The sequence below is a fragment of the Corynebacterium sp. MSK297 genome, assembly GCF_030232885.1.
In the GTDB taxonomy this organism is placed as follows: domain Bacteria; phylum Actinomycetota; class Actinomycetes; order Mycobacteriales; family Mycobacteriaceae; genus Corynebacterium.
Window position 1 is genome coordinate 118899 of the sequence record NZ_JASPGD010000001.1, and the last position, 13040, is coordinate 131938.

Annotated in this window: 10 protein-coding genes and 1 pseudogene; 8 read left to right on the forward strand and 3 right to left on the reverse strand. The window is 53.4% G+C overall.

Features of this window, described 5'->3' with window-relative positions; genetic code table 11:
• Positions 1–59 precede the first annotated feature (59 nt).
• Complete coding sequence (locus tag QP888_RS00580) at positions 60–1868, reverse strand: DEAD/DEAH box helicase (protein ID WP_284811414.1); 1809 nt, start codon at positions 1866–1868, stop codon at positions 60–62.
• Between the two features lie 109 nt (positions 1869–1977).
• On the reverse strand, positions 1978–2220 hold the full coding sequence (locus QP888_RS00585) for a DUF3039 domain-containing protein (RefSeq protein ID WP_018119689.1): 243 nt from the start codon (positions 2218–2220) through the stop codon (positions 1978–1980).
• 59 nt (positions 2221–2279) lie between these two features.
• On the opposite strand from QP888_RS00585, the gene QP888_RS00590 reads away from it, so the two are divergent.
• The 6 genes and pseudogenes from QP888_RS00590 to galE all read left to right on the forward strand — a co-directional run bounded on the left by QP888_RS00590 (position 2280) and on the right by galE (position 8124).
• Complete coding sequence (locus QP888_RS00590; RefSeq protein ID WP_284811416.1) at positions 2280–2801, forward strand: DUF3099 domain-containing protein; 522 nt, start codon at positions 2280–2282, stop codon at positions 2799–2801.
• Between the two features lie 18 nt (positions 2802–2819).
• Positions 2820–4457, forward strand: coding sequence for a N5-glutamine methyltransferase family protein (locus QP888_RS00595; protein WP_284811418.1), 1638 nt, complete (start codon positions 2820–2822; stop codon positions 4455–4457).
• A gap of 136 nt (positions 4458–4593) precedes the next feature.
• A pseudogene (gene dtd / locus QP888_RS00600) lies at positions 4594–5063 on the forward strand (D-aminoacyl-tRNA deacylase).
• A gap of 191 nt (positions 5064–5254) precedes the next feature.
• Positions 5255–6244 (forward strand): sigma-70 family RNA polymerase sigma factor, encoded by a 990-nt coding sequence (locus QP888_RS00605; protein WP_018119693.1) that lies wholly within the window; start codon positions 5255–5257, stop codon positions 6242–6244.
• Between the two features lie 120 nt (positions 6245–6364).
• Positions 6365–7045 carry a metal-dependent transcriptional regulator gene (locus tag QP888_RS00610; protein WP_284811420.1) on the forward strand — a complete coding sequence of 227 codons (681 nt, stop codon included), beginning with the start codon at positions 6365–6367 and terminating at the stop codon, positions 7043–7045.
• An 86-nt stretch (positions 7046–7131) separates the two neighbouring features.
• Positions 7132–8124: a UDP-glucose 4-epimerase GalE gene (gene galE, locus QP888_RS00615; RefSeq protein ID WP_284811421.1), complete on the forward strand. Its 993-nt coding sequence runs from the start codon at positions 7132–7134 to the stop codon at positions 8122–8124.
• Here the strand turns inward: galE and QP888_RS00620 are convergent.
• Positions 8112–9263, reverse strand: a complete 1152-nt coding sequence (locus tag QP888_RS00620; RefSeq protein ID WP_284811423.1) for a DUF4192 domain-containing protein — start codon at positions 9261–9263, stop codon at positions 8112–8114. The two genes, galE and QP888_RS00620, sit on opposite strands and share 13 nt — an antisense overlap.
• 223 nt (positions 9264–9486) lie before the next feature.
• On the opposite strand from QP888_RS00620, the gene QP888_RS00625 reads away from it, so the two are divergent.
• Entirely contained in the window at positions 9487–10437 is a 951-nt protein-coding gene (locus QP888_RS00625; protein WP_284811425.1) for a PAC2 family protein, read from the forward strand.
• Positions 10438–10468: 31 nt separating this feature from the next.
• Positions 10469–13018 (forward strand): DEAD/DEAH box helicase, encoded by a 2550-nt coding sequence (locus tag QP888_RS00630; RefSeq protein WP_284811427.1) that lies wholly within the window; start codon positions 10469–10471, stop codon positions 13016–13018.
• The last annotated feature ends 22 nt before the right edge of the window (positions 13019–13040 follow it).

Below are 13040 nucleotides of genomic sequence, written 5' to 3' on the forward strand. Positions count from 1 at the left end.
TAGATACACTTAACCATTCTTACCTTACCCTGGTTAATGCTAAGCGTGGGTCTTGCGTATTACCAAGCACGCAAATGTTGAATCCGTTCTTTCAGCTGCTCTGGATTACACAATGCAGTGGGTGGGCCACCACATGCTTTCCGGACTTCATTATGAATCGCACCATGTGGACGTCCGGTGTTCTCTGCCCGGACGGCCACCAGGGTATTCAGTTCTTTTCGTAGCTTCGGAATTTCCACCGCGGCGATCTCATCATCCTCCTGGGTGCCGGTCTGTACGGAGGCCGAGTGAGGAGAAACCGCCCGGGACCCCACCAAACTCGATGGCTCATCATCGAGCAAGCCGTTTTTGAGTTTGTGTTGATACTCTGCCTCGGCTTGCCGACGCGCCTTCTCTTCGGCCTCGCGGGCATCAAGCTGTTCTTCCTGACGTTTCCGCAACAACGCTCTGACTTGTTCCTGATCAAGCAACCCGGGCAGCCCCAAAAAATCAGCTTCTTCGTCGGAACCACTGAAGGCACCCGTTCCAAACGTCGAACCATCATAGATCAGCGAATCTAGCTCTGCCGAGGCGCCAATTGATTCATAGGACGAGTCTTCCGTCTTCTCATTTTTTTCTTTATTGGCTTCAGCAACCGCCTCTTCATCCCAAGCCTCCTCACGATGTGGCTTTCCGATGACGTGATCACGAGATGTCTCGAGTTTTTCCGCAAGATCCAACAACGTCGGTACGGAAGGCAAAAATACGCTTGCGGTCTCCCCAGGCATCCGCGAACGCACAAAACGGCCGATCGCCTGCGCAAAAAAAAGTGGCGTGGATGCCGAGGTGGCATATACACCAACAGCCAAACGTGGCACATCCACTCCTTCAGAGACCATACGTACCGCCACCATCCATTCATCCGTGGAATCAGAGAAGGAATTGATGCGTTCTGATGACCCTGGCTCATCAGACAAAATCACCGAAACGGGTGTCGACGAGATTTTCTCCAGTATTTTGGCATAGGCGCGGGCAGTTGTCGTATCCGTCGCAATGACCAAACCGCCGGCATCGGGCATATTGGTTCGGATTTGCTGCAGGCGCGTATGCGCGGCCTGCAGCACTGCCGGTATCCACTCACCTTTCGGATCCAAAGCGGTACGCCAGGCACGTGCGGTTTCCTCTGCGCTCAGCGGGGTCCCCAAACGCGCAGAAATCTCTTCCCCCGCACTGGTACGCCAGGTAGCCTCACCAGAATAGGCAAGGAAAACGACAGGGCGAACCACACCGTCGGCAAGCGCGTCGCCGTAATCGTAGGTGTGATCCGCCTTCGAAATCTCATGACCTTCACCGTCTTCTTCATAGCGTACAAAAGGGATATACGAATTATCGGATCGAAAAGGCGTACCAGTAAGAGCCAGTCGATATTCGGCTTGCTCATAGGCCTCACGAACACCATCGCCCCAACTTTTAGCATCGCCTGCATGGTGTATTTCGTCGAGGATCACCAGCGTACGTTTCGACGTCGCCAAAGCGTGATGCTTCGGCGGATGCATTCCCACTTGGGCATAGGTAACAACAACTCCATCGTAGGCATAATTAATCGCGGCGGAGTTAGTGAACCGATCATCTAAAGACACACCCACGCGCCCAGCGGCCGCAGCCCACTGACGCTTCAAATGCTCAGTGGGAACCACAACGATGATGCGGTCTACGGATCGGTCTTCTAACAGCTCGGTTGCCACCCGAATAGCAAATGTCGTTTTACCAGCTCCAGGGGTAGCGACGGCCATAAAATCACGCGGGCGTTCCGCCAAAAACTTCTGCAAAGCCGCCTGCTGCCACGCACGCAAGCTGGAGTTATTGTTAAAATTGCGTGGTTTTGCCACAAAACACCACCGATGCTGAAGAAATGCTGAACACTGCGACAGAAAGTTAAAGCGAGTTATTCGGACGGTCTCGCCTGCCACAGTCGCTTGGAACTGTCTACTCGTGGAGTTACTTCTTGCGTAACCCAGAATAAATTTCTTGGCATTTCGGGCACACCGGCGAACCTGGTTTAGCTTGTTTACGCACCGGGAATTTTTCACCACACAATGCGATGATCATTTTTCCGCTGACGGCGGAATCAACGATCTGATTTTTCTTTACGTAGTGGAAAAACTTTGGCGTATCGTCGTCAGAGCCGGTACGCTCGCGGGTTTCTGGACGTTCGATGGTCTGGGTTGCTGTGCTCGTCATGGCCTTCCATTTTGCCGTATTCATAGGATTTTGGGTAGCCAGCCTCTAGGCTGGGGTTTATGACTACCGGAAGCACTCATGGCACCAGTGGAGAGGATTTCCCGCGCCGTTCTCTGTGGCAACGCTTCCACCACCACTTACACCGCGACAAACCTGTTTTAATCACCACTGCACGCACCACTCGGGCGCAGGATCGCAAAAAGCGCGAATGGTGGTACGGGCTCTTACAGTTTTTACGAGTCCCATTAACCCTTGCGTGCGTTGGAATGTATCTAGCTTGGGACTGGGTGCTGGTTCCGGTAGTACTCGCAGCAATTACGTTCCCTCTACCGTGGATTGCAGTAATGATCGCAAATATGGAAGGTACTCCCACGGACAAGCGCCAACCGCGGGTATACAAGCCAGCAGTTGCCCGGCAAGCCGAGCGGAGTATGTTTCCTGATATCGAAGCTGCCGAACAGCAGCAAAACCACAGCAACGCGCTGCCGCCCAGAATTATCGACGCGGATGCGGCGAATTCGCACAACGGAAACACGAGAAACGATAATGCTGATGACCACAATGATCATTACGGCGAATGATCATTACACTGAATAGCAATGACTACGCACGCTAATTCCAATACTCCTCATCCAGCTGAAAAATTTGGCGACGCTGCCAAGGACCTCATCGAATATTTCACCACTATCGGGTTTGATTCGGCAGGTTTAGCCGCCCACTTAGGCCCGGATTATCTTTCGGCGCTGCACCGTGGTGATCCCGGCGCACTCCGGTTTCGCACTCAAGAGGCCACAGAATTCGATCAACTCATTCAGGCATTCATCCTGCGCGATCCGGTAGAAAAAGAGCATTTTTCACAACTGCTAGGCCCAGATCTCGCCGATAAGGTGATCGCCGCAAATATTGCCGTCTGCAACGGACCAGCTATCGTACGGGTGGTTATCGATGTCCGGCCGCACATTATTAACGGTAAGCCACGCTGGGTTTTCTCCGATCCAGATGCAGCAATGGTGCGCCAAGACGCTGCGGAAGACCATGTACCGGGTGTCGGTGCCGCATCGTTATCGCTGTTACAGTTTTGCCCCACGGAGCCAGTCGAATCTGTACTTGACCTAGGAACAGGTTCAGGCGTGCAGATTCTAGGGCAAGCTGATTCAGCTCAGAAAGTGACTGCCACCGATGTATCTACGCGAGCCCTCGCTTTAGCAGATGCCACCATTCGCGGTGCAAAAATCGCCGACAAAGTTGAACTACGCGCCGGATCGTGGTTTGAGCCCGTCGTCGGCAAGCGCTTCGACCGGATTGTCGCAAACCCACCTTTTGTTGTCGGCTCCACCGAAATTATGCACACCTACCGCGATTCCGGGTTGGACTTGGACGGCGCTAGCGAGCTGGTGGTTTCCGAGGTGGCCGACTATCTGGCTCCAAGTGGATCCGCATATTTATTGGCGTCGTGGACCCACAGCGGGAAAATACCATGGCAGCATCGAGTTGCCAGTTGGTTGCCGAGCCATGGCGTTGCGGCCTGGGTGTTGCAACGTGATTTTGCAGATCCTGCGCTGTATGTCAGCACGTGGTTGCGCGACGAGGCGATTGACCCGCGCTCGCATGAAGCAAGTGAACGCAGCGCAGAATGGTTACAACATTTTGCTGACCATGACGTGCACGCAATTGGGTTTGGGTATATCGCCATACAGGATATCGGGGATCAGCCCTCAGAAATTATCGCGGAGGATATCCCGCAAGCATTTGACGACCGGCTGGCCGACGAGGTTTCCGAATATTTCGTGCGTGCCGCTTGGCTCCGGGAACAATCAAGCGAGGACATTGCAAACGCACATTATCAATTACGCCCGCAAGTAGCACGGGAGATTGTCGAAGTACCCAATACGGCAGCTGGAATGGGATTTCAGCCACAGGTTTATCGTTTGACGCGCATGGACGGTCCCCGGTGGTCGCACGAAGTGGATGAGCACGTTGCCGCCATTGTCGCAGGCCTGAATCCAGAGGGGCTACCCCTGCGCGAGGTCGTCAACATGTACGCTGCCGCACATAACATCAGCAACGTCGGCACGCTTCGCGCGGAGGGCATCAGCAACAACGACGTTGAAGACTCACATGATTTTCCAACCGGCCCCGACCATGATGACGATGAGTTATTACGACAAGCAGTGAGCGTTATCGCTGATTTGGTGCGGCACGGCCTCGTTATTCCCGCCGAGCTTGTCGACGATTAACCTCCCTGCGATCAACACAGCAGCGCTGGGCTTGCGGTGCTCACGCTGTCGCAATTGGGTTATTGGAAGCAACCATACATCGTTAATACATAGCAAAACCACCAAATTTTTCCTGGACAAGCGAGATAAGGACAGCATGAAAGCAGTATTAACCCGTGTCTCAGAAGCCAAAGTCACCGTACATGGAGAGATTGTCGGCAACATTAAAGCGGAAGATACCGGCGGTATTTTGGCTCTTGTCGGTGTCGGGGCCGAAGACGTATCCAGTGGCGAACCCAGTGACGAAAACAATGCCAACAACGCGTCGTGGAAAAAGATGGCGAAAAAATCGCCGAGTTGCGCATCTTGGCTGACGAGAAATCTGCACTAGATCTTGAGGCGCCGATTTTAGTCGTCAGCCAATTCACCTTGTACGGGCAAACTGCACAAGGACGGCGTCCTTCCTGGGCTCAGGCAGCACCAGCAGAATTGGCAAAACCCGTCATCGACAAGATCGTCGCAGATCTTCGCGAACGGGGACTCGATGTCGCCACTGGCAGTTTCGGCGCGATGATGGAAGTATCCTCGGTGAATCAAGGCCCTTTTACCGTCCTCGTGGAAACATAAAGACGTTGCATAACAGTAAAGCCCACGAGTAGTTAGCCAACGCCAGCAGAATGATCTGCCTACATACCGGAAAACCCTGGGTACCCACAGGAAGCTACCCCCGATTACTACCCCTGCAATGGTACTGGGAACAACTTCACTCGGTGAGTCGTTATTAGCTATGTAATCGGCAATTTGAGGAGGCCATCACAGTGACAACCGCTCCCGTGCAAGAATTTGACGAAGAAGAGCAGGATCGCGGCTCCCGTCGTGGCCACACCAACGACAATCCGTCCGCGGACTTGGTTCGCGTTTATCTCAATGGAATCGGCAAAACCGATTTACTCACTGCAGATGACGAAATTGAACTCGCTCAACAGATTGAGGTCGGCCTATATGCGCAGCATCTATTGAATGACCCGGAACAACACTTAACCCGCGCCAAAAAGCGTGACCTTAAGGTGCTTGCAAAACAAGGCAAAAAAGCTCGCTCCCATCTATTAGAAGCCAACTTGCGTCTAGTTGTCTCCTTGGCGAAGCGTTACACCGGTCGTGGAATGCCACTTTTGGATCTCATCCAAGAAGGCAACCTCGGGCTGATTCGCGCCATGGAGAAATTTGATTACGACAAGGGATTTAAGTTCTCCACTTATGCCACATGGTGGATTCGGCAAGCGATCACTCGCGGTATGGCCGACCAATCACGCACCATCCGGCTTCCAGTCCACCTCGTCGAGCAGGTCAACAAGCTTTCCCGCATCAAGCGAGAGATGTACCAGTCATTGGGCCGCGAAGCTACCAACGAAGAGCTTTCAGAAGAATCCGGAATACCGGAAGACAAGATTGAAATGCTTTTGCATCAATCCAGGGATCCAGTTTCGTTGGATATGCCGGTTGGCGCTGACGAAGAAGCACCATTGGGTGATTTCATTGAGGACGCAGAGGCAACGGATGCAGAATCGGCGGTTGTCGCCTCACTACGCCACTCCGATATCCGCGATGTAATTGGCACCTTGGAGCAACGGGAACAGGACGTCATTCGTTTACGTTACGGCCTAGACGACGGCGTTCCACGGACCCTGGACCAGATTGGCCGCCGATTCGAACTTTCTCGCGAGCGTGTCCGCCAGATCGAACGCGAAGTGATGGCCAAGCTGCGCGACGGCCATCGCGCTGATCGACTTCGTGAATATGCACAATAGGTAACTGTTATTGCTGTTCACCACGGCAGCATTGAAGGTCTGGTAGTTCTATGCCAGACCTTCGTTGTGCGCTAGAATGACCCACAGGCATTAGACGAATTAACAGGAAGGTTTCCCACAGTGAGGGACTTAGTCGATACAACAGAGATGTACCTGCGTACTATCTATGAGCTGGAAGAAGAAGGCATTACCCCACTCCGTGCTCGTATCGCTGAACGCTTAGAGCAGTCTGGCCCTACGGTTTCGCAAACCGTCGCGCGCATGGAACGCGACGGTTTGCTGCACGTACGCCCAGACCGCAGCCTAGATTTAACCGCTCGCGGTCGTGAATTAGCCACCAAGGTTATGCGTAAGCACCGCCTAGCGGAATTGCTTCTTACCGAGGTACTCGGCGTCGATATTCACGACGTGCACGAAGAAGCCTGCCGTTGGGAGCATGTTATGAGCGACAACGTCGAGCGTCGCGTGACCTCGATTTTGCAGGATTGTTCCCGCTCCCCATTCGGTAACCCGGTTCCGGCATTAGAGGAGCTCGGTGTCGAAACTTCATCGCTACCTAAGGTTGCTCGTGCCATTGATCTCCCAGAAGAAGAGGAAATCGAGGGTACCGTAGCGCAAATCAACGAGATTCTCCAAGTCGAGGGCGATCGTCTTCGCGAACTCACCGATGCTGGCATCGTCGTTGGCGCCAAAGTCAACGTGATTAACTATGGCCATTCTGTCATTCTTACCGCTGAGAATGGGGCGAAAGTGGTCTTGAACGAAACCCTTGGTCACGCCGTCCGTATTGCTACTGATTAATGCACCTCAGCCTAATTAATAGCTGGTTTGTGCATGTGCCCGATCATCGCCACGACTGAGACTAAGCAAAGGGAACCGAATTAGGCATGCGCGTGTTGGTCACTGGCGGCGCTGGATACGTCGGAAGCGTATGCAGTGCCGTCCTTATTGAAGCCGGTCACGATGTCACCATCGTTGACGATTTCTCTACCGGAAACCGCGACGCGGTTCCGTCGGCAGCACACTTAGTGGAAGGTGAGCTTTCACAAGTAATCGAGGAAACACTCAGCGCCCGGGACATTGATGCTGTGGTTCACTGCGCAGCACGTAGCCTCGTTGGTGAATCGGTCTCACAACCAGAGTTATACTGGCACGCCAACGTTGTCACCTCGCTGCATCTGCTTGATGCCATGCGCGCGCACGACGTACGCAATCTCGTTTTTTCGTCCACTGCCGCGACCTACGGTGAACCTGACTCAGTCCCGATCCTCGAATCTGCAGCGACTGCTCCCACTAACCCTTATGGTGCAAGCAAGCTTGCCATCGACCATATGATTAGTTCTTATGCGGGTGCACACGGATTAGCAGCAACGTCCCTGCGTTATTTTAATGTCGCCGGAGCCTATGGCACGATTGGTGAAAACCGCGCAGTAGAAACTCACCTCATTCCTCTGGTTTTGCAAGTAGCACTCGGGCATCGTGAAAAGATCATGATCTTCGGCGACGATTACCCTACTGACGACGGGACAGCGGTACGCGACTATATTCATGTCAGGGACTTGGCTGAGGCACATATTCTGGCACTGAAATCTAATAAGGCCGGATCGCACAGGATCTATAATTTAGGATCTGGTGACGGCTATTCGGTGCAGCAAGTTATTTCACAGGTACGCGAAACCACAGGGCACCCAATTCCTGCAGAATCAGCTCCGCGTCGCGAGGGCGACCCAGCGACGCTCATCGCATCGTCCAGCAAAATTTGTCACGAGCTGGGTTGGATGCCTCAACACACTGATTTGCCGACAATAGTCCATGATGCCTGGGAATTCACGCGTAACTTGGGCCCTAGTGCCCATTCGCATCCCAGTCATCGTCCCTGAATACCCTGCTTTATAGCTGCTAAAGCAGTTTCTTCTGCACGTGCGCTAATCGCGGCGAATAATAACTGACTTAAATTATGCCCAGGGTCTTCATCCAGTGCCTCGGTCAGCGCCTGACTCGCATTCAAGTTTTTCCCAAGCTCCAGAAATACCACAGCCAGGATCGCGAGCGCATTGGCGCGCGGTTTGCCGGTAAGGCTCCGTGCCGTAGCAATGAGGAGCTCTTGTGCCGGAAGCGGATTGGACACCATCGGCTCCAAGACTTCATCCCGTAAGCTGGTACGTGACAACCACGTTCCTACCTTTTCCAGGATGTCTTCTTCTTTTTGCAGGTCCTCAGCTGTTAGTTCATTGTAGGAAATTCCCGCCAACAAATCATCGGCATCTCTTGCAGCGTATCCTAATACCCCGCCTGGAGCATCGGCGATCCATTGCACTCGGCGAGTACGTTCGGCTCTTTCTGCTTCGCTCCGATCCGGATCATCACCCAATAAATACGCAAATGCTTCACGCCGTGTCAGACTTGGCAATTCATTACGCTGTCTCCACGGCCGCATAGCAGGAGCAGCAGTAACTGACGCTACCTCCCCGCTCTGCCAGCATCCTGAGCCCGAACTATCCTGTTCAGCGGTGCTGTCAAGTAATAGGTGATAGTTCGCGCCTTGCCTGGTCTCATCCACGATCCAACAAGCCTGTAGGGCTGAGCTATCTGCGCCCATCGATTCAGTGAGCGATCGATACCACTCTCGATGTTGCCGCCCGGAGATTCCTTCTGGACCTGGATCAACGCTGGCCTCTGCCGTAATGATAAATCCGAGGTAGAATGAACACTCCGCATTATCGAGATACCTGATAATTTCTGTACACGGTAACTCCGCAGACAAATCCACACGAACAGTAGGGCCGATCTCCGCATTTCCATCAGGTTTCGAATAGAATCCCTGAACAACCAGGGATTCTTCAGGGTAAAAACCTAATAGACCCGGGATATTCGCGATCAATTCACCAGGGTGCAAGTCAAGCAGAGCTGAAAAATTCGCCGATTGCTCGGGAATTCTCTGCTGTCTCGGATTGTTTCGAGCGGTGCGGTATTTTCTTCCTTGCTGACTCATGATGACCAGTATCGGAGTGTCCACCACTGTTTTCCAGACCACGAATGAACGAGAGCCCGCAACCTGTGGATAGTCTCGGTTCTCCACAGGACCAAGCTATCGGAGGTTGCGGTTAGATCCAGATGAGGATCAAGAATCCGTTCGAATGCACAGGGAATAAGCTGGCATCGACGGCTGTTAATACACAAGAGGCCCACCGACGTGCCATTGGTATGTCATCGGCGATAGAATGCAATGAGGAGGTGCGCCAATGTATGACGATGCACGCGACATGTACGAACTTGAATACCCAGCACCAGATATGGGGAGCAAATCTGGTGACCGCCCCACGTTGGTGGTGGCGTTGAATGGATACGCAGATGCGGGCATGGCAGTGGAAGCTGCGGCTGACCACCTCGTTTCGGCATTAGACCATCGACCAGTAGCCACCTTCGATTCTGATGAATTGATCGATTACCGCTCGCGGCGCCCGGCGGTAACTATCGCGAACAATCAGCCCGTCGAAATTGACGACACCGATATTGATATGAAGGTGTTGCGCGATAACCAAGGCAAGCCATTTTTATTGCTGTCGGGCCCAGAACCAGACTTGCGGTGGAACGGCTTCACTGAAGCTGTCGCTGACCTGGTCGAAAAATTGGACGTAGAACAGACTATTTGTCTGTACGCAGCGCCGATGACCGTGCCGCACACCCGCCCGATGACGATTTCTGGCCACGGAAATTCCCAGCAACTGATCGACCGCCTGGTTTCCTGGGATCAAAAGTTAATGGTTCCTGGCTCCGCCGCCCTTTACTTGGAACGCGCATTGCACAAGCGTGGACGCAATGTGGCTGGCTATACGGCGCATGTACCGCACTACCTGGCTTCTTCGCCATATCCGCTCGCAACCTATAACTTGTTGCGATCGGTAGCTAGCGTAAGCAAATTGGATTTCCCGCTGGGCAGCTTGGAATACGATATCCAACGCATCAGCCATCAGTTAGAGGAACAAGTCGCGCAAGCTGACGAGGTTCAGTCGCTGGTCGCAGGCCTAGAAGAACAGTTCGATGAAGGCTTGGAGCGCTACCGTGAGCAAAACCCCCAAGCCATTTTGCCTGGCGAGCAAAATATGCCTACGGGTGATGAAATCGGTGCGTCATTTGAGCAATTCCTTGATTCCTTAGACAACCCAGACGCTGGGGATTCTGACAAGGACTAATCGTCGTGGCACATCGACTACGGTGGAGGCTGTGAATCTCAACGACGTAGTCCCAGATCTCTCCGAAGTACCTTCCTCTTTGTTGGAAGAATCCATTTGGGAATCCTTCCTGCGGTGGACTCGAGAGAAAAATATCTCGCTTTATCCCGCTCAAGAGGAAGCCAGTCTCGCGGCTTTAGCTGGAGATAACGTGATCTTGTCGACGCCCACTGGCTCCGGTAAGACCATGGTTGCCACCGCCGCGCATTTTTTCTGCCTTGCGGAGGGCAAACGCTCGTTTTATACTGCTCCGATTAAAGCACTAGTTAGCGAGAAATTCTTCGCCTTGTGCGGGGTATTCGGCCCAGAAAACGTCGGCATGATGACTGGTGATGCCACGGTTAATGGTAACGCCCCGATTATCGCCGCCACCGCCGAAATTGTTGCGAATATTGCGTTGCGTGACGGCAAAGATGCCCGGATTGATCAGGTCGTGATGGACGAGTTCCATTTCTACTCCGAACCAGATCGCGGATGGGCTTGGCAAGTTCCGCTCCTAGAACTACCGCAAGCACAGTTTATTTTGATGTCGGCCACCCTCGGTGATGTGGATTGGCTACGGGCTGATCTCACCGAGCGTACCGGGCGCACCACCACTGTGGTTTCTGGTGCTACCCGGCCAGTCCCGTTGTCCTTTAGCTACGAATTCGTTCCGGTCGAGGAGATGATTTCTCATCTCGTCGAAGACAACAAAGCGCCGATCTATGTGGTGCATTTTTCCCAGCGTAAAGCCACCGAACAAGCGCAATCATTAACCGGAACCTCGTTTTTGAACGCGGAAGAAAAACAGCGCATGGTCGACGAGATTGGAAATTTTCGGTTCAGTACAACTTTCGGCAAACAGCTATCGAAGATGGTGCGCCGCGGCATTGGCTTGCATCACGCGGGTATGCTGCCAAAATACCGTCGCCTGGTGGAAAAACTTGCACAGACTGGTTTGCTGAAAGTCATTTGCGGCACCGACACTCTCGGGGTCGGCATCAATATCCCAATCCGTACCGTGCTGATGACCGGATTGGCAAAGTTCGATGGCAGGCGCGAACGCATCGTCAAATCCCGCGAGTTCCACCAGATCGCAGGCCGCGCTGGTCGTGCCGGCTATGACACCGAAGGCACCGTCGTCGTGCTGGCACCTGAATTTGAGATCGAAAACGCTAAGATGCGTCGAAAAGCAGGCGATGATCCGAAAAAACTAAAGAAGCTCAAGAAAAAAGCGCCACGGGATGGTGAAGTTTCGTGGTCGGAAAAAACCTACCAACGCCTCATCCATGCGGAACCGGAACCGCTGAGCAGTCAGTTCCACATGAGCAATTCAATGTTGTTGAACGTCATCGCGCGTCCGGGTGACCTTTACGAACACATGAAGCATCTCATTCGCACGAACCACGACACCCGAGCCCAGCAAAACCAGTCGGTTCTGGCGGCCACTTCCCTGTTTCGCGGGCTGCGCAATGCGGGAATCGTCGACAAGCCGACCAGTAACAACGGCACCGATGAACACGGTCGACGCTACCACCTGACTGAGGAATTGCAGCGGGATTTTGCACTCAACCAGCCGCTTGCCCCATTCGCTCTGGCTGCCGTCGGGTTATGGGATCCGGACTCGCCGACCTACACGTTGGATATTATTTCTACCTTCGAAGCAATCTTGGACGATCCACGTCAGTTGTTGCAAGCCCAGCAGTCTTTTGCGCGCGGCGAAGAAATTAACGCGCTGAAGGCCGACGGCATCGACTACACCGAGCGGATGAAAATCGTCGAGGAAATTACCTGGCCGATGCCTCGCCGTGAAGAGCTTGACGACGCGTTTGACACCTATTGTCAGGGACACCCGTGGGCCCGCGAATTCGATATCTCTCCGAAGTCCGTCGTGCGCGACATGATCGAAAACTCCATGACTTTTTCCGACCTCATCGCTACTTATGGCCTTGCGCGTTCAGAGGGCGTAGTGCTGCGCTACCTCACTGATGCGTGGCGCACCTTGAGCCATTCGGTACCAGAAGAGGCTAAAACCGAGGAGCTTTCCGACATCATCGTCTGGCTCGGCGAGCTGATCCAACAGGTAGATTCTTCGCTTGTCGACGAATGGGCCACGATAACTGATGATGACGCACCAGTCTCACAAGAACGTGTGGATCACGAACTAGCATTTGGCGTAGAAGACCCGACTGCCCTAAGCGCAAATCCGCGGGCTCTAAAAATCATGGTGCGCAATTATATGTTCCGCCTAGTGCAGCTGTTTGCGCTAGAGCGGGAAGAGCGGCTCGAGCAGCTTCTGGATTATCTGGAACATTACCCAGATGTCAGCGATGCTCTCGACGATTACTTCGAGGAATATACCGACCTGGATACCGGCCCAGAAGCGCGCGGACCAGAATTTTTCCACCTGGATGCCTCAGCCCGTTCCCGCTTGTGGCCAGTACGCCAAATCATCAAAGACCCAGCAGGAAATAACGATTTCCAATTCGTGGCAACGGTAGATCTCGATGCCAGTGATGCTGCCGGTGAGGTTCGGCTTCGGGAGCTACGCATCGAGCGCTAAACCGCGACTGGGACGGATGCAT

Bases quoted from the DNA above. Each gene is read 5' to 3' on its own strand.
- QP888_RS00625 (WP_284811425.1), top strand. From the start codon at position 9,487: ATGTATGACGATGCACGCGACATGTACGAACTTGAATACCCAGCACCA.
- QP888_RS00585 (WP_018119689.1), bottom strand. From the start codon at position 2,220: ATGACGAGCACAGCAACCCAGACCATCGAACGTCCAGAAACCCGCGAG.
- QP888_RS00595 (WP_284811418.1), top strand. From the start codon at position 2,820: ATGACTACGCACGCTAATTCCAATACTCCTCATCCAGCTGAAAAATTT.
- galE (WP_284811421.1), top strand. From the start codon at position 7,132: ATGCGCGTGTTGGTCACTGGCGGCGCTGGATACGTCGGAAGCGTATGC.
- QP888_RS00590 (WP_284811416.1), top strand. From the start codon at position 2,280: ATGACTACCGGAAGCACTCATGGCACCAGTGGAGAGGATTTCCCGCGC.